Source organism: Longirhabdus pacifica, assembly GCF_004115085.1.
Classification (GTDB): domain Bacteria; phylum Bacillota; class Bacilli; order Paenibacillales; family DSM-105158; genus Longirhabdus; species Longirhabdus pacifica.
This window is the reverse complement of sequence record NZ_QXJP01000024.1, coordinates 14,384-34,360: the sequence shown is the minus strand read 5'-3', so window position 1 is coordinate 34,360 and position 19,977 is coordinate 14,384. Positions and strand designations below refer to the sequence as shown.

Annotated in this window: 29 protein-coding genes; all 29 read left to right on the top strand. The window is 39.5% G+C overall.

The features are described from left to right. Positions 1 to 13: 13 nt before the first annotated feature. The 29 genes from rpoC to secY all read left to right on the top strand — a co-directional run bounded on the left by rpoC (position 14) and on the right by secY (position 19,976). Positions 14 to 3,634, top strand: a complete 3,621-nt coding sequence (gene rpoC / locus D1Z92_RS14735) for a DNA-directed RNA polymerase subunit beta' (RefSeq protein ID WP_128896441.1) — start codon at positions 14 to 16, stop codon at positions 3,632 to 3,634. Between the two features lie 168 nt (positions 3,635 to 3,802). Beyond that, positions 3,803 to 4,051 (top strand): ribosomal L7Ae/L30e/S12e/Gadd45 family protein, encoded by a 249-nt coding sequence (locus D1Z92_RS14730; RefSeq protein ID WP_128896440.1) that lies wholly within the window; start codon positions 3,803 to 3,805, stop codon positions 4,049 to 4,051. 123 nt (positions 4,052 to 4,174) lie between these two features. Further along, entirely contained in the window at positions 4,175 to 4,594 is a 420-nt protein-coding gene (rpsL, locus tag D1Z92_RS14725) for a 30S ribosomal protein S12 (RefSeq protein ID WP_128896439.1), read from the top strand. An 83-nt stretch (positions 4,595 to 4,677) separates the two neighbouring features. Then, complete coding sequence (rpsG, locus tag D1Z92_RS14720; RefSeq protein WP_128896438.1) at positions 4,678 to 5,148, top strand: 30S ribosomal protein S7; 471 nt, start codon at positions 4,678 to 4,680, stop codon at positions 5,146 to 5,148. Positions 5,149 to 5,207: 59 nt separating this feature from the next. Beyond that, positions 5,208 to 7,286 carry an elongation factor G gene (gene fusA, locus D1Z92_RS14715; RefSeq protein ID WP_128896437.1) on the top strand — a complete coding sequence of 693 codons (2,079 nt, stop codon included), beginning with the start codon at positions 5,208 to 5,210 and terminating at the stop codon, positions 7,284 to 7,286. Between the two features lie 40 nt (positions 7,287 to 7,326). Next, entirely contained in the window at positions 7,327 to 8,517 is a 1,191-nt protein-coding gene (tuf, locus tag D1Z92_RS14710) for an elongation factor Tu (RefSeq protein ID WP_128896436.1), read from the top strand. A gap of 244 nt (positions 8,518 to 8,761) precedes the next feature. Further along, positions 8,762 to 8,965 (top strand): hypothetical protein, encoded by a 204-nt coding sequence (locus tag D1Z92_RS14705; RefSeq protein WP_128896435.1) that lies wholly within the window; start codon positions 8,762 to 8,764, stop codon positions 8,963 to 8,965. Positions 8,966 to 9,325: 360 nt separating this feature from the next. Beyond that, on the top strand, positions 9,326 to 9,634 hold the full coding sequence (gene rpsJ / locus D1Z92_RS14700; protein ID WP_128896434.1) for a 30S ribosomal protein S10: 309 nt from the start codon (positions 9,326 to 9,328) through the stop codon (positions 9,632 to 9,634). Between the two features lie 28 nt (positions 9,635 to 9,662). Beyond that, a complete protein-coding gene (gene rplC, locus D1Z92_RS14695; RefSeq protein ID WP_128896433.1) occupies positions 9,663 to 10,283 on the top strand; it encodes a 50S ribosomal protein L3 in 621 nt (206 codons plus the stop codon). A gap of 20 nt (positions 10,284 to 10,303) precedes the next feature. After that, positions 10,304 to 10,927: a 50S ribosomal protein L4 gene (rplD, locus tag D1Z92_RS14690; RefSeq protein WP_128896432.1), complete on the top strand. Its 624-nt coding sequence runs from the start codon at positions 10,304 to 10,306 to the stop codon at positions 10,925 to 10,927. After that, positions 10,927 to 11,217, top strand: a complete 291-nt coding sequence (gene rplW, locus D1Z92_RS14685; protein WP_128896431.1) for a 50S ribosomal protein L23 — start codon at positions 10,927 to 10,929, stop codon at positions 11,215 to 11,217. The genes rplD and rplW overlap by 1 nt, the downstream gene beginning before the upstream one ends. A gap of 30 nt (positions 11,218 to 11,247) precedes the next feature. Continuing rightward, a complete protein-coding gene (gene rplB, locus D1Z92_RS14680; protein ID WP_128896430.1) occupies positions 11,248 to 12,078 on the top strand; it encodes a 50S ribosomal protein L2 in 831 nt (276 codons plus the stop codon). A 32-nt stretch (positions 12,079 to 12,110) separates the two neighbouring features. Further along, positions 12,111 to 12,386 (top strand): 30S ribosomal protein S19, encoded by a 276-nt coding sequence (gene rpsS / locus D1Z92_RS14675; RefSeq protein ID WP_128896429.1) that lies wholly within the window; start codon positions 12,111 to 12,113, stop codon positions 12,384 to 12,386. Between the two features lie 88 nt (positions 12,387 to 12,474). Continuing rightward, on the top strand, positions 12,475 to 12,855 hold the full coding sequence (gene rplV / locus D1Z92_RS14670) for a 50S ribosomal protein L22 (protein ID WP_128896469.1): 381 nt from the start codon (positions 12,475 to 12,477) through the stop codon (positions 12,853 to 12,855). A 13-nt stretch (positions 12,856 to 12,868) separates the two neighbouring features. Beyond that, the gene (gene rpsC, locus D1Z92_RS14665; protein ID WP_128896428.1) at positions 12,869 to 13,531 is read left to right on the top strand and encodes a 30S ribosomal protein S3; all 663 of its coding nucleotides are present in this window, start codon (positions 12,869 to 12,871) and stop codon (positions 13,529 to 13,531) included. Positions 13,532 to 13,534: 3 nt separating this feature from the next. Next, positions 13,535 to 13,972 carry a 50S ribosomal protein L16 gene (gene rplP, locus D1Z92_RS14660; protein ID WP_128896427.1) on the top strand — a complete coding sequence of 146 codons (438 nt, stop codon included), beginning with the start codon at positions 13,535 to 13,537 and terminating at the stop codon, positions 13,970 to 13,972. Further along, complete coding sequence (gene rpmC / locus D1Z92_RS14655; protein ID WP_128896426.1) at positions 13,959 to 14,162, top strand: 50S ribosomal protein L29; 204 nt, start codon at positions 13,959 to 13,961, stop codon at positions 14,160 to 14,162. Before rplP ends, rpmC begins: the two co-directional genes overlap by 14 nt. A gap of 46 nt (positions 14,163 to 14,208) precedes the next feature. Then, positions 14,209 to 14,472, top strand: coding sequence for a 30S ribosomal protein S17 (gene rpsQ / locus D1Z92_RS14650; RefSeq protein WP_128896425.1), 264 nt, complete (start codon positions 14,209 to 14,211; stop codon positions 14,470 to 14,472). A gap of 36 nt (positions 14,473 to 14,508) precedes the next feature. Continuing rightward, positions 14,509 to 14,877 carry a 50S ribosomal protein L14 gene (rplN, locus tag D1Z92_RS14645; protein ID WP_128896424.1) on the top strand — a complete coding sequence of 123 codons (369 nt, stop codon included), beginning with the start codon at positions 14,509 to 14,511 and terminating at the stop codon, positions 14,875 to 14,877. A gap of 42 nt (positions 14,878 to 14,919) precedes the next feature. Continuing rightward, positions 14,920 to 15,270, top strand: coding sequence for a 50S ribosomal protein L24 (rplX, locus tag D1Z92_RS14640; protein ID WP_128896423.1), 351 nt, complete (start codon positions 14,920 to 14,922; stop codon positions 15,268 to 15,270). 32 nt (positions 15,271 to 15,302) lie between these two features. Then, positions 15,303 to 15,845: a 50S ribosomal protein L5 gene (rplE, locus tag D1Z92_RS14635; RefSeq protein ID WP_128896422.1), complete on the top strand. Its 543-nt coding sequence runs from the start codon at positions 15,303 to 15,305 to the stop codon at positions 15,843 to 15,845. A gap of 20 nt (positions 15,846 to 15,865) precedes the next feature. Then, positions 15,866 to 16,051 carry a type Z 30S ribosomal protein S14 gene (locus tag D1Z92_RS14630; protein ID WP_128896421.1) on the top strand — a complete coding sequence of 62 codons (186 nt, stop codon included), beginning with the start codon at positions 15,866 to 15,868 and terminating at the stop codon, positions 16,049 to 16,051. Positions 16,052 to 16,079: 28 nt separating this feature from the next. Beyond that, complete coding sequence (gene rpsH / locus D1Z92_RS14625; RefSeq protein ID WP_128896420.1) at positions 16,080 to 16,478, top strand: 30S ribosomal protein S8; 399 nt, start codon at positions 16,080 to 16,082, stop codon at positions 16,476 to 16,478. 30 nt (positions 16,479 to 16,508) lie between these two features. Next, positions 16,509 to 17,045, top strand: coding sequence for a 50S ribosomal protein L6 (gene rplF, locus D1Z92_RS14620; RefSeq protein WP_128896419.1), 537 nt, complete (start codon positions 16,509 to 16,511; stop codon positions 17,043 to 17,045). Between the two features lie 43 nt (positions 17,046 to 17,088). Further along, complete coding sequence (gene rplR / locus D1Z92_RS14615) at positions 17,089 to 17,454, top strand: 50S ribosomal protein L18 (protein WP_128896418.1); 366 nt, start codon at positions 17,089 to 17,091, stop codon at positions 17,452 to 17,454. 27 nt (positions 17,455 to 17,481) lie between these two features. Continuing rightward, on the top strand, positions 17,482 to 17,979 hold the full coding sequence (gene rpsE, locus D1Z92_RS14610; RefSeq protein WP_128896417.1) for a 30S ribosomal protein S5: 498 nt from the start codon (positions 17,482 to 17,484) through the stop codon (positions 17,977 to 17,979). 12 nt (positions 17,980 to 17,991) lie between these two features. Continuing rightward, positions 17,992 to 18,174: a 50S ribosomal protein L30 gene (gene rpmD, locus D1Z92_RS14605; RefSeq protein WP_128896416.1), complete on the top strand. Its 183-nt coding sequence runs from the start codon at positions 17,992 to 17,994 to the stop codon at positions 18,172 to 18,174. 57 nt (positions 18,175 to 18,231) lie between these two features. Further along, positions 18,232 to 18,672 carry a 50S ribosomal protein L15 gene (rplO, locus tag D1Z92_RS14600; protein ID WP_128896415.1) on the top strand — a complete coding sequence of 147 codons (441 nt, stop codon included), beginning with the start codon at positions 18,232 to 18,234 and terminating at the stop codon, positions 18,670 to 18,672. Then, positions 18,672 to 19,976: a preprotein translocase subunit SecY gene (gene secY / locus D1Z92_RS14595; protein WP_128896414.1), complete on the top strand. Its 1,305-nt coding sequence runs from the start codon at positions 18,672 to 18,674 to the stop codon at positions 19,974 to 19,976. Before rplO ends, secY begins: the two co-directional genes overlap by 1 nt. The last annotated feature ends 1 nt before the right edge of the window (position 19,977 follow it).

Sequence of the window (19,977 nt, the reverse complement as noted above, 5' to 3'; positions counted from 1 at the left end):
GGAGGGTTGCTCCTTGATGGACGTCAACAATTTCGAATTTATGAAAATCGGATTAGCATCACCCGATAAAATACGTTCGTGGTCTCGTGGAGAAGTAAAAAAACCAGAAACAATTAACTACAGAACTTTAAAACCTGAAAAAGAAGGTTTGTTCTGTGAAAAGATTTTTGGTCCAACTAAGGATTGGGAATGTCACTGTGGTAAGTATAAGCGCGTACGATACAAAGGTGTCGTCTGTGATCGTTGTGGAGTTGAAGTAACACGTGCAAAAGTTAGACGGGAGCGACTTGGCCATATCGAATTGGCCGCTCCTGTTACTCATATTTGGTACTTTAAAGGTATTCCAAGTCGTATGGGTTTAGCCTTGGATATGTCTCCAAGATCATTGGAAGAAATCATATACTTTGCTTCTCATGTTGTGACGGATCCTGGTGATACACCTTTGGAGAAGAAACAACTATTATCGGAAAAAGAGTACCGTAGTTATCGTGAAAAGTATGGCTATGCTTTTCAGGCTGGTATGGGTGCAGAGGCGATTAAAAAGCTATTAGCCGATATCGATGTAGAACGCGAAGTAGAAGTATTGAAAGAAGATTTGAAAACAGCACAAGGACAAAGAAGAAGTAGAGCAATCAAACGTCTAGAAGTCATGGAAGCATTGCGTAATTCACGCAATAATCCAGAGTGGATGGTACTCGATGTATTACCTGTTATTCCACCAGAGCTTCGTCCCATGGTTCAGCTAGATGGGGGTAGATTTGCAACTTCCGATTTGAATGACTTGTATCGTAGAGTTATAAATCGTAACAATAGATTGAAGCGTCTTCTTGATCTTGGCGCACCGGACATTATCGTACAAAATGAAAAAAGAATGCTGCAGGAAGCAGTAGATTCACTTATCGATAATGGTCGTCGCGGAAGACCTGTTACAGGTCCTGGTAACAGACCGTTAAAATCTTTAAGTCATATGTTAAAAGGGAAGCAAGGACGTTTCCGCCAAAACTTACTTGGTAAACGTGTTGACTATTCAGGTCGTTCTGTTATCGTCGTTGGACCGAATTTGAAAATGTATCAGTGTGGACTTCCAAAAGGAATGGCACTAGAATTGTTCAAGCCTTTTGTAATGAAAGAACTTGTAAGCAAAGGGTTAGCACACAATATCAAAAGTGCGAAACGTAAAGTAGAAAAAATCAGCCCTGAAGTGTGGGATGTTCTCGAAGAAGTGATTAAAGAACACCCAGTACTACTAAACCGTGCACCAACATTGCACAGACTTGGTATCCAGGCATTCGAGCCAACATTAGTGGAAGGAAAAGCGATTCGCTTGCACCCACTCGTGTGTACTGCATATAATGCCGATTTCGACGGAGACCAAATGGCTGTTCACGTACCGTTGTCTGCGGAAGCACAAGCAGAAGCAAGAATTATTATGTTAGCTTCAGGTAACATTTTGAATCCGAAAGACGGTAAGCCGGTTGTTACTCCTTCACAGGATATGGTTTTAGGAAGTTATTATCTAACGATGGATAACCCTGAAGCGAAGGGTACTGGAGCTATATTTAAAGATAGAAACGAAGCGATTACAGCTTATCAAGCAGGCAACTACTCTTTACATGCTCGTGTAGCGGTGCCAGTAGCTTCATTAGGGAAAAAATGCTTTACTGAAAAGCAACAATCAGCAATGTTGATTACGACGATCGGAAAACTTATATTTAATGAAATATTCCCAGATACATTGCACTATATTAATGAACCTACAAACGACAACTTACTGAACGGACTTCCTGAAAAATATTTTGTGTACACAAAAGGTGCCGATTTGAAGGCGAAAATCATGGAAGCTCCATTCAATAAAGGAATCGGTAAAGATTATTTAGGTGCGATTATTGCGGAATGTTTCCGAATATATGAAACAACGCAAACGTCCGTTATACTTGATAAAATTAAGCAGCTAGGGTACACGTATTCTACAAAAGCTGGTATATCTATTGCCGTATCTGATGTTGTCGTACCAGACGAAAAGATAACCATAATGAAAGATTCCGAAGAAAAAATTCAAGTGGTTACGAATCAATATCGTCGTGGTTTGATTACGCAAGATGAGCGTTATGACAGAATCATTGAAATATGGGGTAAAACGAAAGACGCTATTACGGGTATTTTGATGGACTCCTTAGATGCATACAACTCCATCAGCTTGATGGTGGATTCCAAAGCGCGTGGTAACAAGTCACAGATCACTCAGCTTGGTGGAATGCGTGGGTTGATGGCGACTCCATCTGGTCGTATATTCGAGGTTCCGGTAAAATCGAACTTCCGTGAAGGTCTAACGGTATTGGAATACTTCGTTTCTACGCATGGTGCTCGTAAAGGTTTGGCTGATACGGCACTGAGAACGGCGGACTCTGGTTACTTAACAAGAAGATTGGTTGATGTAGCGCAAGATGTTATCGTTCGTGAAGATGATTGCGGAACAGATAAAGGATTTGTCGTTACACCAATTCAAGACGGTAAAGAAGTCATAGAAAACTTATATGATCGTATCGAAGGTAGATATGCTTTCGAGACGATTCGTGATAGTAAAACGGGTGAAGTTATTGTTCAACGTAATGAACTCCTCGAAGCAGATAAAGCGAAGAAAATTATTGAGGCTGGAATTGAGAAAGTCTTAATCAGATCTGTATTAAGCTGTAGAACAAAGCATGGTGTTTGTAAGAAATGTTACGGACGAAATCTTGCTACTGGTAAATTCGTTGAAATTGGAGAAGCAGTAGGTGTTATCGCTGCACAATCCATCGGTGAGCCTGGAACACAGCTTACGATGCGTACATTCCATACAGGTGGAGTTGCGGGAGACGACATTACACAGGGTCTACCTCGTATCCAAGAGTTGTTTGAAGCGCGTAATCCGAAAGGGCAAGCACCAATTTCCGAAATCGAGGGTGTCGTTAAAGATATCCGTGATGCGAAAGATCGCCGAGAAATAGATATTCAAGGCGAAACCGAAGAAAAAACATATAGTGTTTCATTCGGTTCAAGGTTACGTGTTGCTGTTGGACAAAAATTAGAAGCCGGAGATGAATTAACAGATGGGTCCATTGATCCTAAAGAGATGTTAAGAATTAAAGGTATTCGCGGAGTTCAGCAATACATCTTACAAGAAGTTCAGCGTGTTTATCGAAACCAAGGGGTAGAAATTAACGATAAACATATTGAAGTCATGATCCGTCAGATGCTTAGAAAAATGCGTATCCTAGATGCAGGAGATACCAACTTATTACCTGGATCATTTGCCGAACTTCATGAGTATGAAGAAGAAAACAAAGCAGTTATTTTTGCAGGTCAAGAACCAGCGGTTGCGAAACCTGTGTTGTTAGGTATTACGAAAGCTTCTCTAGAGACAGAATCTTTCTTGTCTGCTGCTTCATTCCAAGAAACAACAAGAGTGTTAACGGATGCTGCTATCAAAGGCAAAGTCGATAAACTACTTGGATTGAAAGAGAATGTCATTATCGGTAAATTGATTCCTGCTGGTACAGGGATTAACTTATACCGTGATATAGATCTTGTTGATAACACTTTACCTCTAGAGGAAGCATCAGAAGAAGAGGAAGAAGTGCTCGTAGCAGAATAATACAGTATCAATGAACCTTCTCTATCACTTTATATCAAGATCTCTCAAGGGGATCTTGATATAAAAATAGAAAGGTAAAATCAAATAAGGATACACGCTTGACACTTTACTTTATAAGTGTTATTATCTTTGAGTGTGCCAAATTCCTGACTTTGGGAGGATGAAATCGTGTCTATTGAAAAGCCAATTCAGGATGGGGAATTTGTTGTTGGTACGAAGCAAACTTTGAAAACGATTGAGCAGGGACATGCGAAAGAAGTTTACATTGCTGCTGATGCCGATAATAAATTAAAAAAGAAATTGCAAGAAGTATGCAAGTTGAATGGCGTTCAAATAAAACAAGTTCAAACGATGAAAGAATTAGGGAAAACATTTGGCATAGATGTTGGCTCTGCAAGTGCTGCAATCTTAAAATAACTTATTCAACATAGGTTTTATTCATAATTTATTATGAATAAGACATTTCGTTTGCCAATAAATGAATCACCTGGATCTGTGGACTTGAAAACACAATATGACCTTTGGAAGGAGGTGCATCGAATGCCAACGATTAATCAGCTCGTACGTAAAGGACGTAAAGCAAAAACGACGAAATCCACATCACCTGCATTGCAGCGTGGATTTAACGCGATGAAAAGATCGGAAACGAACTTAAGCTCACCGCAAAAAAGAGGGGTTTGTACACGTGTCGGTACTATGACACCGAAAAAACCTAACTCCGCACTTCGTAAATATGCTCGTGTTCGCTTAACTAACCGTATTGAAGTTACTGCTTATATTCCAGGAATCGGACATAACTTGCAAGAACATAGTGTTGTCTTGATTCGCGGTGGTAGGGTAAAAGATTTACCAGGGGTTCGTTATCACATCGTTCGCGGTGCTTTAGACACTGCTGGTGTGAATGACCGTCAGCAAGGTCGTTCTAAATATGGAACGAAAAAACCAAAAGCAAAATCATAAAAATGAAAACTAGAAACATATTTTCAATAAATATTACTGGTCTCATCTTTATGACATTTATTTAGAAAGAAAGGGGGATTACCATGCCACGTAAAGGTCCTGTAACTCGTAGAGACGTATTGCCAGATCCTATACACAATTCAAAGCTAGTGACTCGCTTAATTAACCGTATTATGCTTGACGGTAAGAGAGGAACAGCACAAAAGACTCTTTATGGAGCTTTTGATCTTATTCAAGAACGTACAGGAAAAGAAGCTATGGAAGTGTTTGAACAAGCAATTAAAAACATCATGCCGGTGCTTGAAGTTAAAGCACGTCGTGTAGGTGGTTCTAACTACCAAGTTCCTGTAGAAGTAAGACCAGAAAGACGCACAACTTTAGGTTTGCGTTGGTTAGTAAATTATGCTCGTCTTCGTGGGGAGCACACAATGCAAGAGCGTTTAGCAAACGAGATTATCGATGCTAGCAACAACACTGGTGCTGCTGTGAAAAAACGCGAAGATACACACAAAATGGCTGAGGCTAACAAAGCGTTTGCACATTATCGCTGGTAAGTATAAAATAAGTCTTGTATATTAAATGTCGTAAAGACATGAAGGGAGATATTACAGCTATGTCTAGAGAATTCTCCTTAAAAGATACACGAAATATCGGTATCATGGCGCATATTGATGCGGGTAAAACAACCACAACTGAACGTATATTGTTCTACACTGGACGTACTCACAAAATCGGTGAGGTTCATGAAGGTGCAGCAACAATGGACTGGATGGAGCAAGAGCAAGAGCGCGGAATTACAATCACTTCCGCCGCAACGACTGCTCAATGGGATGGACACCGTATCAATATCATTGATACTCCGGGTCACGTGGACTTTACTGTAGAAGTAGAGCGTTCACTTCGTGTACTTGATGGGGCAGTTGGTGTGTTTTGTGCGAAAGGTGGCGTAGAGCCGCAATCAGAAACAGTTTGGCGTCAAGCAGATACTTATGGTGTACCTAGAATCGCTTACGTAAACAAAATGGATATTATTGGTGCTGATTTTGATGGTGCTATTAGTCAAATGCGTGAAAGATTGCACGCTAATGCAGTAGCTATTCAATATCCAATAGGGAAAGAAAACGACTTTACTGGAATCATTGATCTAATTGAAAATTGTGCATACATTTATCAAGATGATCTCGGTCAAAAAGTGGAAAAGGCAGAAATTCCTGCTGACTACGCTGATAAAGCGGAAGAGCTTCGCACTGAGATGATGGAGAAAATTGCAGAATTAGATGAAGAATTAATGATGAAGTACTTAGAAGGAGAAGAGATTTCTCTTGCAGAACTTAAATCCGCTTTGCGGAAAGGTGTTTGTGAAGTGAAAATCACTCCTGTTCTTTGTGGGTCATCTTACAAAAATAAAGGTGTTCAGATGATGCTTGACGCAGTTGTAGACTACTTGCCATCACCTCTTGATGTTCCAGCTATTACTGGTACATTAGAAGATGGTACAGAAGTGACTCGTCAATCTTCAGATGAAGAGCCGTTCTCTGCACTAGCATTTAAAATTATGACAGACCCATACGTAGGTAAATTGACATTCTTCCGTGCGTATTCTGGAACATTAGATTCAGGTTCTTATGTTCTTAATACGACAAAAGGAAAAAGGGAACGTGTTGGTCGTATCCTTATGATGCATGCAAACAGTCGTGAAGAAGTTTCAAGAGTTTACGCTGGTGATATTGCTGCAGCAGTAGGATTGAAAGATACAACAACTGGAGACACACTTTGTGATGAAAAGAACCCAGTTATCCTTGAGTCAATGGAATTCCCTGATCCAGTTATCGATGTAGCTATTGAGCCTAAATCGAAAGCGGATCAAGATAAAATGGGTGCTGCTCTTGCTAAACTAGCAGAGGAAGATCCAACATTTAAAGCAAAAACAGACGAAGAAACAGGTCAAACGATTATTTCTGGTATGGGAGAGCTTCATCTTGAAATTATCGTTGATCGTTTGATGCGCGAATTTAAAGTAGATGCGAACGTTGGTAAACCACAAGTTGCTTATCGTGAAACATTCAAACAAGCAGCTAAAGTGGAAGGTAAATTCGTTCGACAATCTGGTGGTCGCGGTCAATACGGTCATGTTTGGATCGAGTTCGAGCCGAGAGAAGCTGGAACAGGTTTCGAGTTTGTTAACAAAATCGTCGGTGGGGTTGTTCCAAGAGAATACATTCCTGCTGTACAAAATGGTATTCAAGAATCCATGCAAAACGGTGTTATCGCAGGTTATCCTGTAGTAGACATTAAAGCTACTATCGTTGATGGATCATACCATGATGTTGACTCCAGTGAAATGGCGTTTAAAGTTGCAGGTTCATTAGCGTTGAAAGCTGCTAAAGGAAAATGTAACCCAGTTATTTTGGAGCCAATTATGAAAGTTGAAGTTACTGTACCTGAAGAGTACATGGGTGATGTAATGGGAGACCTAAACTCACGTCGTGGACGTATTCAAGGTATGGATGCGAAAGCTGGAGCACAATTCATCAATGCGAATGTGCCACTTTCCGAAATGTTTGGTTACTCTACGACATTGCGTTCTCGTACACAAGGTCGCGGTAACTACTCTATGGAAATCTCTCACTACGAAGAAGTACCTAAATCTATCGCAGACGAAATTGCTGCTAAAAATGCAGGTACTGAATAATAAAAAATATCTTTTCACTGTTTAAGGAGGAAATTTTAAAATGGCTAAAGCTAAATTCGAACGTAATAAACCGCATTTGAATATCGGTACAATCGGTCACGTTGACCATGGTAAAACTACTTTGACAGCTGCTATCACTACTGTATTGTCTGCAAAATACGGCGGTGACGCTCAAGCTTTCGATCAAATCGATAACGCTCCAGAGGAGAAAGAGCGTGGTATTACAATCGCGACTTCTCACGTTGAGTACGAAACTGAAAACCGTCACTATGCACACGTAGACTGCCCAGGTCACGCTGACTATGTTAAAAACATGATCACTGGTGCTGCACAAATGGACGGAGCAATTCTTGTTGTTTCCGCTGCAGACGGTCCTATGCCACAAACTCGTGAGCACATTCTTTTGTCTCGCCAAGTAGGCGTACCTTACATCGTTGTATTCTTAAACAAATGCGACATGGTAGAAGACGAAGAGTTGCTTGAATTAGTAGAAATGGAAGTTCGTGATCTTCTTAACGAATACGAATTCCCAGGAGATGACACTCCAATCGTTCAAGGTTCTGCTCGTGAAGCACTTGAAAACCCAACAGGTGAGTGGGCTGAAAAAATCATCGAACTTTTCACTATGATCGATGAGTACATTCCTGAGCCAGAGCGTGCAACGGATAAGCCTTTCTTGATGCCAGTTGAGGATGTATTCTCTATCACTGGTCGTGGTACAGTTGCTACTGGTCGTGTTGAGCGTGGTACAGTTACTGTTGGTGACGAAATCGAAATCGTGGGTATCCATGAAGAGTCTTCTAAAACTACAGTTACAGGTGTAGAGATGTTCAGAAAGCTTCTTGACTCTGCACAAGCTGGTGACAACATCGGAGCATTGCTTCGTGGTGTAGACCGCAGTGACATCGAGCGTGGTCAAGTTCTAGTTAAGCCTGGAACAATCACACCTCATACTAAATTTACTGCACAAGTTTACGTTTTGACTTCTGATGAAGGTGGACGTCATAAGCCATTCTTCACTGGTTACCGTCCTCAGTTCTACTTCCGTACAACGGACGTTACTGGAATCATCGAACTTCCAGAAGGTACTGAAATGGTTATGCCTGGAGACAACGTAGAAGTTACAGTTGAATTGATCGCTCCAATCGCGATCGAAGAAGGAACTCGTTTCGCTATTCGTGAAGGTGGCCGCACAGTTGGTGCTGGTGCTGTTTCTAAAATCACGAAGTAATATATCAAAACATTTGTTTTGCAAAATAGCTCCCGTCATGAGACGGGGGTTATTTTTTGATGATTAATTGATGTCATTTTTTTGGTGATGCTTCATTTATAAAAATTCATATTAAAAAGATATGACATTATTTTATATTGGTATTTTATTAAAGTTAGTACATATGCGATAGGTCTACATGTACAGTCCATTATATTTTTCTTTCATATAATAAATGACATACAGTGAGGGGAGGAAGAAATGATTGCATAAAAGACATCGAAGAAAAAAATATAAAAAAAAGTATGTTGATTACAGAGGCAGAACGATCAATAAGGAATGTGAAGCAGAGATTGAAGGGAAAAGAAATCTTTTAGTCAACGTCTGCAACAGTGAGAATGTCATCGTCATTATAGGAAAAAGAAAAAGAAGATATAAAATAAAAAAGAAATGGGCGATGACTTCTTAAAATTTAAATAATGCGTAGCTCATGTTATGAAAGACGTCTAAGCAACCTTGAGACGTCTTTTTAAGTATGTTTTAACATTGTGTTTATGAACATAGTTTATATTCAACGAATTGCATCTTTACATATATGAAATTCAATATGCATCAACGCTATAATTGTAAAATCACTTTTTTGTCACTTAAAATATATTTTTTCTTGCATTCTCCGCTAATGTTGTATATAATAAGGAACGTTGGTCTGTGACGTTGCTATGATGCGAAAGGTTGCCGACACACCCGGCTCCTTTGCCATTGTCGGGGTGTAGGGTTATTTTCGCGGAGTATGTCCAACAAAATTTGGGCGATAGAAGGAGGGAATGAAATGGCAAAGCAAAAAATTCGTATTCGTTTAAAAGCTTTTGATCATCGAGTATTAGATCAATCTGCTACGAAAATTGTAGAAACAGCAAAGCGTTCTGGTGCTAGTGTATCTGGACCGATACCACTTCCAACAGAAAAGCAAATTATTACGATTTTACGTGCGGTGCATAAATACAAAGATTCGAGAGAGCAGTTTGAAATGCGTACGCATAAGCGTTTGATTGACATATTGAATCCAACGCCACAAACTGTTGACTCATTAATGCGATTAGACTTGCCGTCCGGTGTGGACATTGAAATAAAATTATAAGTAGTTCTCAATGAAAAGAGGTGTGAACATGACTAAAGGTATCTTAGGTAGAAAGTTAGGAATGACTCAAGTTTTTACTCCTGAAGGAGTTGTAATTCCTGTAACAGTAATTGAAGCAGGTCCTTGTGTTGTTTTGCAAAAGAAAGAAAAAGAAATCGACGGATATGATGCAGTTCAACTTGGATATAGTGATAAGAAAGAAATTCGCTCTATCAAAGCTGAAATTGGACACGCAAAGAAAGCGGAGTCCACGCCTAAGCGCTACATTAAGGAATTCCGTGATGCGGAAGGACTTGAATTAGGTCAAGAGGTGAAAGCAGATATCTTCGCACCAGGAGATTTTGTAGACGTTTCTGGTACTTCTAAAGGTAAAGGTTTCCAAGGTAGTATCAAGAGACACAATCAATCTCGCGGACCAATGACTCACGGTTCTCATTATCATCGTGGTCCTGGTTCTATGGGTTCTATTGCAGCTAACCGCGTATTTAAAGGTAAGAAATTGCCTGGACATATGGGTTCTCAAACAAAAACGATACAAAATCTTGAAATTATCAAAGTGGATGCTGAACGCAACTTGCTATTAGTAAAAGGATCTATTCCTGGTCCTAAAAAAAGCTATGTTTCTGTTCAATCATCTGTAAAAAAGTAAGGTAGAAAGGAGGATTTATTATGCCAAAAGTAGCTTTATATAATAAGACTGGAGCAGAAGTTGGAGAGGTTGCTTTAAACGATGCTGTATTTGGTATTGAGCCGAACGAAAGTGTGCTTTACGATGCAATCGTGATGCAGCAGGCTTCTTTACGTCAAGGTACACATAAAGTTAAAGGTCGTTCTGAAGTACGTGGTGGTGGCCGTAAACCTTGGAAACAAAAAGGAACTGGTCGTGCTCGTCAAGGAAGTATTCGTTCCCCGCAATGGGTTGGTGGAGGAGTAGTATTTGGACCAACACCTAGAAGTTATGCATATAAACTTCCTAAAAAAGTTCGTCGTTTAGCAATAAAATCTGCACTTTCTAACAAAACTGTGGATAACAAAGTTATTGTCTTGGACGAATTGTTGATGAGTCAACCAAAAACAAAAGAATTCTCTGCGATTCTTAACAGCTTAAAAGTAGAGCGCAAAGCTTTAGTTGTAGCTGCTAAATATGATGAGAATGTTGATCGATCCGTGCGTAATATTCCTGGGGTGAAATTTATTTCAGTTGAGGGATTAAACGTTCTTGATGTTGTGGCACATGATCAGCTTATCATGACGAAAGAAGCGGCAGAGAAGGCAGGGGAGGTGCTTGCGTAATGAAAGATCCTCGTGATATTATCAAGCGTCCGATAATTACTGAAGCTAGTAGTGATTTGATGGAAAATCTAAAGTACACTTTTGAAGTTGATGTTAATGCAACGAAAATTGACATTAAACATGCTGTACAAGAGATCTTCAAAGTGAAAGTGAAGAAAGTCAACACACTTAATATGCCGAAAAAACCGAAAAGATACGGTCGTCACTCTGGATACACTTCTGAGTGGAAAAAAGCTTATGTAACATTGACTGATGATAGTAAGCCGCTAGATTTCTTTGAAACGGTATAACGTTAATTTTAAAAGTAAGGAGGGAAAACAATGCCTATCAGAACTTATAAACCGACATCTCCTAGTAGACGTCAAATGACTTCATTGACTTACTCTGAAATTACAGCTACAGAGCCGGAAAAAACATTATTGGCTCCATTGTATAAAAAAGCTGGTAGAAACAATCAAGGTAAAATAACAATGCGCCACAATGGTGGAGGGCATAAACGTAAATATAGAATCATCGATTTTAAACGTGTTAAAGATGGCATTCCAGGCAAAGTTGCCACTATAGAATACGATCCTAACCGTTCAGCTAACATTGCTCTTATTCATTATGTAGATGGAGTGAAAGCTTACATTTTAGCTGCTAAAGGAATGAAAGTTGGGGATCAAGTTATCAGTGGACCTGACGCTGACATTAAAGTTGGTAATGCTCTTCCACTAGCAAACATCCCTGTAGGTACTGTTATTCATAATATCGAACTAAAGCCTGGTAAAGGTGGACAAATGGTTCGTGCAGCAGGAACGGAAGCACAGTTACTTGGTAAAGAAGAAAAATATGTCGTTATTCGTTTGGCATCTGGTGAAATGCGCAAAGTACTTAAAGAGTGCCGTGCTACAATTGGATCCGTAGGAAACGAAGATTACGAACTTGTTAACATCGGTAAAGCTGGTCGTACTCGTTGGTTGGGTAAGCGCCCTACTGTTCGTGGATCAGTAATGAACCCGAATGACCATCCACACGGTGGTGGTGAAGGTCGTTCACCAATCGGACGTAAGTCACCAATGTCACCATGGGGTAAACCAACGCTTGGTTACAAAACTCGTAAGAAAAATAAAGCTTCAGATAAATACATTGTGCGTCGTCGCACGAAGTAATTTAAATCTGGCATTGAAGGGAGGAGCTCGATTTGGGTCGCAGCTTAAAAAAAGGTCCTTTTGTTGATGATTATTTAATGAAGAAAGTTGAAAATAGTGATGAAAACAAAAGACAAGTAATCAAAACTTGGTCTCGTCGTTCCACTATATTTCCACAGTTCGTTGGACACACATTCGCAGTATATGATGGACGTAAACATGTACCGGTATACGTAACGGAAGATATGGTTGGACATAAACTTGGAGAATTTGCTCCTACACGTACGTACAAAGGTCATACGGATGATGATCGTAAAACGAAAAGGTAATGAACGAAATTGATTGCTAGCATTGAGAGGAGGTACTGAATTGACTGACGTTAATGTGAAAGAACGCAATACAGTGAGAAGAAGAAGATTGAAAGAAGAGAAAAAAGTAAATGAAGCTAACCTTGCGAAAGCTCATGCAAAGTTTGTTCGCATTTCGCCTCGTAAAGTGCAACTTGTTATCGACTTGATTCGAGGTAAAGAAGTAGGAGAAGCTTTTTCAATTCTTCGTCATACGCCAAGAGCTGCATCTCCAATTTTAGAGAAATTGTTGAACTCAGCTGTAGCGAATGCAGAAGTGAAATCAAATGAAAATGAAAATTCTACAATGGACATTAACAACTTGATTATCAAAGAAATCTACGTTAATCCAGGTCCAACGATGAAAAGATTCCGTCCTCGTGCGATGGGAAGAGCGAGTAGAATTAACAAGAGAACGAGTCACATCACACTTGTAGTATCTGAAAAATAAGGAGGGTTGACAGATGGGTCAAAAAGTAAACCCAGTCGGATTTCGTATCGGTGTTATTCGTGACTGGGAATCAAAATGGTATGCAGATAAAGAATACGGAGACTTCTTACTAGAAGATGTAAATATTCGTGAGTATATTAAAAACAAACTAAAAGATTGTGCAATTTCTCATATCGAGATTGAACGTGCAGCGAATCGTGTCAATGTAACGATTCATACGGCTAAGCCTGGTATGGTTATTGGTAAAGGTGGATCCGAAGTTGAAGTGCTTCGCAACCAACTATCCAAAATCTCCGGTAAAAAAGTTCATATTAACATTGCAGAAATCAAAAAACCTGAATGGGATGCGATCTTAGTTGCAGAAAATATTGCACAACAATTAGAGCGTCGCGTATCGTTCCGTAGAGCTTTAAAGCAAGCAATGCAAAGATCTATGCGCTCTGGTGTTAAAGGTATTAAAACACAAGTAAGCGGATGTCTTGGCGGCGCTGAAATCGCTAGAAGTGAAGGGTATAGTGAAGGTACAGTTCCACTTCATACGTTACGTGCTGATATCGATTATGGTACTGCAGAAGCGCACACGACAGCAGGACGTATCGGTGTTAAAGTATGGATCTATCGTGGAGAAGTCCTTCCAACTTCGAAGAATAAGGAAGACGGGAAAGGAGGCAAATAAGTCATGTTGATGCCAAAACGGACAAAACATCGCAAAGAACATCGCGGTAGTATGAAAGGCCGTGCAAAAGGCGGTGCAGAAGTTGCATTCGGTGAATACGGTTTACAGGCTTTGGAGCCTTCTTGGGTAACAAACCGTCAAATCGAAGCTGCTCGTATTGCAATGACTCGTTACATGAAGCGTGGAGGAAAAGTTTGGATTAAAATTTTCCCTTCTAAGCCGATTACACAAAAACCTCTTGAAGTTCGTATGGGTAGTGGTAAAGGTAACGTAGAGAAATGGGTAGCAGTAGTAAAGCCAGGTAAAATTTTATTTGAAATCGCTGGTGTTAGTGAAGAAGTTGCTCGCGAAGCGTTAAGACTTGCATCTCATAAGCTTCCGATCAAAACTAAGTTTGTTAAAAGAGAAAATGTAGGTGGTGAAGTCAATGAAAGCAAATGAATTTCGTAACTTATCCACTGCTGAAATTGAACAAAAAATTACTTCTTTCAAAGAAGAATTGTTCAACTTACGTTTTCAATTGGCTACAGGTCAGTTAGATAACCCCACTCGCATTCGTGATCTTCGTAAATCTATTGCTCGTGCAAAAACAGTTATTCATGAGCGTGAATTAGGCATTACAGTTTCCTAATTTGCTTAAAATAGAGCTTAAAACGATGTAGGAAGGAGGACCTTCAGTGAGTGAACGTAACGAACGTAGAGTTCTAATCGGCAAAGTGGTAAGTGATAAAATGGACAAAACAATTGTAGTAGCTGTTGAATCTTACAAAAAGCACGGTTTGTATCATAAAAGAATGAAATCTACGACAAAATTTAAAGCGCATGATGAGAATAATGAGGCTAAAATCGGAGATACAGTTAAAGTGATGGAAACTCGTCCTTTATCAAAAGATAAAAGATGGAGACTTGTCGAGATTGTTGAAAAAGCAGTCATTATTTAATAGATATCAGGGCTTAAACTGAAAGGAGGGTATACCGTGATTCAATCATTTTCAAGATTGAAAGGTGCAGATAATTCTGGAGCTAAAGAATTAATGTGTATTCGAGTATTGGGTGGTACAGGACGTAAAACAGCTGGAATCGGTGATGTTATTGTTTGTTCAGTGAAACAAGCAACACCAGGAGGCGTTGTCAAAAAGGGTGATGTCGTAAGAGCTGTTATCGTTCGTACGAAAAGAGCTAGTCGCCGTAATGATGGTTCTTACATCTCTTTCGATGAGAATGCAGCGGTAATCGTAAAAGAAGATAAAAGTCCACGTGGTACTCGTATTTTTGGACCGGTTGCTCGTGAACTACGTGAAAAAGATTTTATGAAAATTGTTTCACTTGCACCAGAAGTAATCTAGTCAAGTGAACACTGATGAACGCCATACAGGAGGTGTAAATCGATGGCAAAGCCTAAGAAATTGGAATCTCACAACAATAAACTACATGTGAAAAAAGATGATTCAGTTATCGTTATAGCTGGTAAAGATAAAGGGAAAAAAGGTCGTATCATTGCGGCATACCCTCGTAAAAACAGCGTGTTGGTTGAAGGTGTTAACATGGTGAAAAAGCATACTAAACCTTCTCAAATGAATCAACAAGGCGGAATTATTGAACAAGAAGCTCCAATTCATGTGTCTAATGTAATGATTGCCGATCCTAAATCTGGCAAACCAACTCGTATCGGATACGAAATATTAGACAATGGTAAAAAAGTTCGGATTGCTAGACGATCTGGAGCTAAAATCGATTAATTGTTTTAATGCAGAAGGGAGGTTAACTATTCATGTCAGCAAGACTTAAAGACCGCTTTTTAAATGAAATTACACCTGCTTTAATGGAAAAGTTTGATTACAGTACCGTGATGCAGGTTCCTAAAATAGAAAAGATCGTAATTAACATGGGATTAGGAGAAGCAGTATCTAACTCTAAAATCTTAGATCAAGCAGTAACGGATTTAGCGACGATTTCTGGTCAAAAGCCAGTAATTACAAAAGCGAAAAAATCTATCGCAGGCTTCAAACTTCGTGAAGGCATGCCGATAGGAGCTAAAGTTACACTTCGCGGTGAGCGCATGTATCAGTTTTTAGACAAATTGATTAACGTTTCACTTCCTCGCGTAAGAGACTTTAGAGGAGTTTCAAAAAAAGCTTTTGATGGTCGTGGTAACTATACATTAGGATTGAAAGAACAATTGATATTCCCTGAGATCGAATATGATAAAATCGATAAAATACGCGGGATGGATGTCGTTATTGTAACGACAGCTAACACGGACGAAGAAGCGCGTGAATTACTGTTACAGATGGGAATGCCATTTGCCAAATAATTTTGGAGGTGTAATCAAACGTGGCTAAAACTGCAATGAAAGTAAAGCAGAAACGTAAACCAAAGTATGCTGTTCGTGCTTATACACGTTGTGAGCGTTGTGGACGCCCACATTCAGTATTACGTAAATTTAAAGTTTGCCGTATCTGTTTCAGAGAATTGGCGTATAAAGGTCAAATTCCTGGCGTAAAGAAAGCAAGTTGGTAAAACCTAACACAGGAAGGAGGTTATTTGCATGGTAATGTCTGATCCAATCGCTGATATGCTTACACGTATTCGTAATGCGAATACTGTTCGTCATGAAATCGTCGAGATTCCCTCTTCAAAAATTAAGAGAGAAGTCGCTGAAATTTTGAAACGCGAAGGTTTCATTCGTGATGCAGAATATATTGAAGACAATAATCAAGGAATCATCCGTGTTTTCCTAAAATACGGTTCAAATAATGAGCGTGTTATCACAGGCTTGAAAAGAATTAGTAAACCTGGTTTGCGTGTTTATACTAAATATACTGAAATACCAAAAGTTCTTGGTGGATTAGGTATTGCAGTTCTTTCAACATCAAAAGGTTTATTAACAGACAAAGAAGCTCGTCAAGCAAAAACAGGTGGAGAAGTACTTTGTTACATTTGGTAATAAAATGTCAGTTTGATAGGAGGTGCTACAATGTCTCGAATTGGTCGTAAACCGATTACGATACCATCAGGTGTTGAAGTTAAAATAACAGATAAGCATGTTAGCGTCAAAGGACCGAAAGGTACTCTAGAGCGCGATATTCATAAAGAAATGAACGTGACGATGACAGATAATGAAATTACTGTTGAGCGTCCTTCTGATAATAAAACACATCGTTCACTTCATGGTACAACTCGCAGTATTATTGCGAACATGATTATTGGAGTTAGCGAAGGGTATACCAAAACACTTGAGCTTGTCGGTGTAGGTTACCGTGTAAACAAGACAGGTCAAAAAATTGTGCTTAACGTAGGTTATTCTCATCCCGTTGAGGTTGAGCCAGAAGCAAACATCGAATTTGATGTTCCTACACAAACACAAATTATTGTTAAGGGAATTGACAAAGAGAGAGTGGGAGCAGTTGCTGCTAACATTCGTTCTGTTCGTTTACCAGAGCCTTACAAAGGTAAAGGGATTAAATATGCTGGAGAGCGTATTATCCGTAAAGAAGGTAAGTCTGGTAAGTAATTATAGATTCTGAAAAATATTATGAAAGGAGCGACGTCATAACGTGATTACAAAAGGCGATAAAAACAAAGCACGCTTAAAAAGACACCTTCGTGTTCGTAAGAAGCTTTCCGGAACAACAGAACGCCCACGTCTTAATGTTTTTCGTTCATCAAAGCATATGTATGCACAATTGGTTGATGACACGAAAGGTATTACTATCGTTGCAGCTTCAACGGTAGATAAAGAATTAACAGATGTGAAAAATGGTGGAGATGTTGCTGCCGCTGAAAAAGTTGGTACATTAATTGCAAAACGTGCGATTGAAAAAGGTATCACTGACGTTGTATTTGATCGTAGCGGATATATTTATCACGGCAGAGTAAAAGCATTGGCTGATGCTGCACGTGAAACAGGCTTGAATTTCTGATATGCTGTTATAAGGAGGTTAGTTATTTTGCGTATAGATCCGAACACTTTAGACTTGCAAGAAAAAGTAGTTAATATTAATCGTGTTGCTAAAGTAGTTAAAGGTGGTCGTCGATTCAGCTTTAGTGCTCTTGTCGTTGTTGGTGATGGCAATGGCTGGGTTGGCGCTGGTATAGGTAAGGCGTCTGAAGTTCCTGATGCGATTCGTAAGGGAATTGAAGATGCGAAGAAAAACTTAGTTCATGTACCAACGGTAGGAACAACAATTCCTCACCAAACGTTAGGTCGTTTCGGTGCTGGAAGAGTAATGTTAAAACCTGCATCTGAAGGTACAGGAGTTATCGCAGGTGGCCCAGTACGTGCTGTATTGGAACTATCTGGCGTAGGTGATATTTTAACAAAATCACTCGGTTCTGCTAATCCTATCAACGTCGTAAATGCTACATTGGAAGGCTTGAAAAGCTTGAAAAGAGCAGAAGACGTTGCAAAATTGCGTGGCAAATCGATAGAAGACATTTTAGGTTAGGAGGGGAATATATTGGCTAAACAATTAGAAATTACCCTCAAGCGCAGTTTAATAGGGCGTCCTAAAAATCAAAGAATTACAGTAAAGACATTAGGTCTTCGTAAATTACACCAAACTGTAGTTCATCATGATAACCCATCCATCCGTGGAATGGTTAATCAAGTTAGTCATTTAGTTGAAGTAAAAGAAGTTTAATCATGTTAAATATGAAATGTAACGAACAATAGGTAAAAAATCGAAGGAGGTGCACAGATGAAACTTCATGAGCTTAAGCCATCACCAGGCTCCAGAAGAGAGAGAAAGCGTCTAGGTCGCGGATCTGCTTCTGGAACTGGTAAAACGTCTGGTAAAGGTCACAAAGGTCAAAACGCACGTTCTGGTGGAGGAGTACGCCCAGGTTTTGAGGGTGGTCAGAATCCTCTATACAGACGTTTGCCAAGACGTGGGTTTACAAACATCCATCGCACGGAATACGCTATCGTTAATTTGACTGATTTAAATCGTTTCGCAGAAGGAACAGAAGTCACACCTGAATCGCTTCGTGAATGTGGTTTAGTTAAAGATGCTAAAGACGGAATCAAAATTTTAGGTAACGGGGAATTGAACGTGAAACTAACCGTTAAAGCCAATAAGTTCTCTCAAACAGCGGTGCAAAAAATTGAGGCTGTCGGCGGTAAAACCGAGGTGATTTAATGTTTAATGCGATATCAAACATGATGAGAGTTGCCGATATAAGAAATAAAATATTATTTACTTTATTCGTACTATTAATATTTCGTATCGGTTCTTTCATTCCAGTTCCTAACATTAATATTGAGTTTCTAAGAAACAATGATAGCCAAGAAGGTATTCTTAATTTGTTGAACACCTTCACTGGTGGAGCACTAAGTAACTTTTCTATATTCGCAATGGGGATTTTTCCTTACATCACGGCTTCCATTATCGTTCAGCTATTAACAATGGATGTGATTCCAAAGTTTGCTGAATGGGCAAGAGAAGGTGATGCAGGGAAGAAGAAACTTGCACAAGTAACGAGATATGGAACGATCGTACTTGCTTTTATTCAAGCATACGGTATGTCTATCGGATTTAACAATTTGTATTCTTTACAAATGGTAGCTGATCCAGGATTCACGACGTATACCATTATTGCGATTGTTCTGACTGCTGGTACTGCTTTCTTGATGTGGCTTGGTGAACAAGTTACGGAAAAAGGAATTGGTAATGGTATCTCCATTATCATCTTTGCGGGTATCGTTGCAGGTATTCCGATGATGATCAACCAGGTTTACGAAACATTTTTCGTAGGTGACGATGCTGCTAATTTGTTATTCCTTAACATCATTAAGGTAATAGCTATTATCATTGGTTTGCTCGTTATCACTGTAGGCGTTATTCTCGTACAACAAGGAATTAGAAAAATTCCTGTACAATACACAAAGCGCGTAGTAGGACGTAAGATGTACGGTGGTCAATCCACACACATTCCTTTAAAAGTGAATGCTGCTGGAGTTATCCCGGTCATTTTCGCTATTGCTTTACTTCAGTTTCCTGTGATATTGTCTTCTTTCTGGCAAGATCAAGTATGGGCACAATGGATTAACACCAACTTAGCAGTGGACGCTGCACTTGGTATGGTACTTTACGTAGTCCTTATCATTGCGTTTACTTTCTTCTACACGTTCGTTCAGATTAATCCTGAGCAAATGGCAGAGAACATGAAAAAGAATGGTGGATTCATCCCTGGTATTCGTCCAGGTAAAGCAACAAGCGTCTACTTAACAAGAATACTCACTCGTATTACGTTAAGTGGTGCGATATTCCTTGCATTGATTTCTATCATACCAATCATTGGTATCGCGCTTGCTGGGTTGCCTAGCACACTAAACATCGGTGGAACTTCGATTCTTATCGTAGTTGGTGTGGCGTTAGAAACAATGAAACAAATCGAAAGTCAATTAATCAAGCGTCATTACAAAGGCTTTATCAATAAATAAG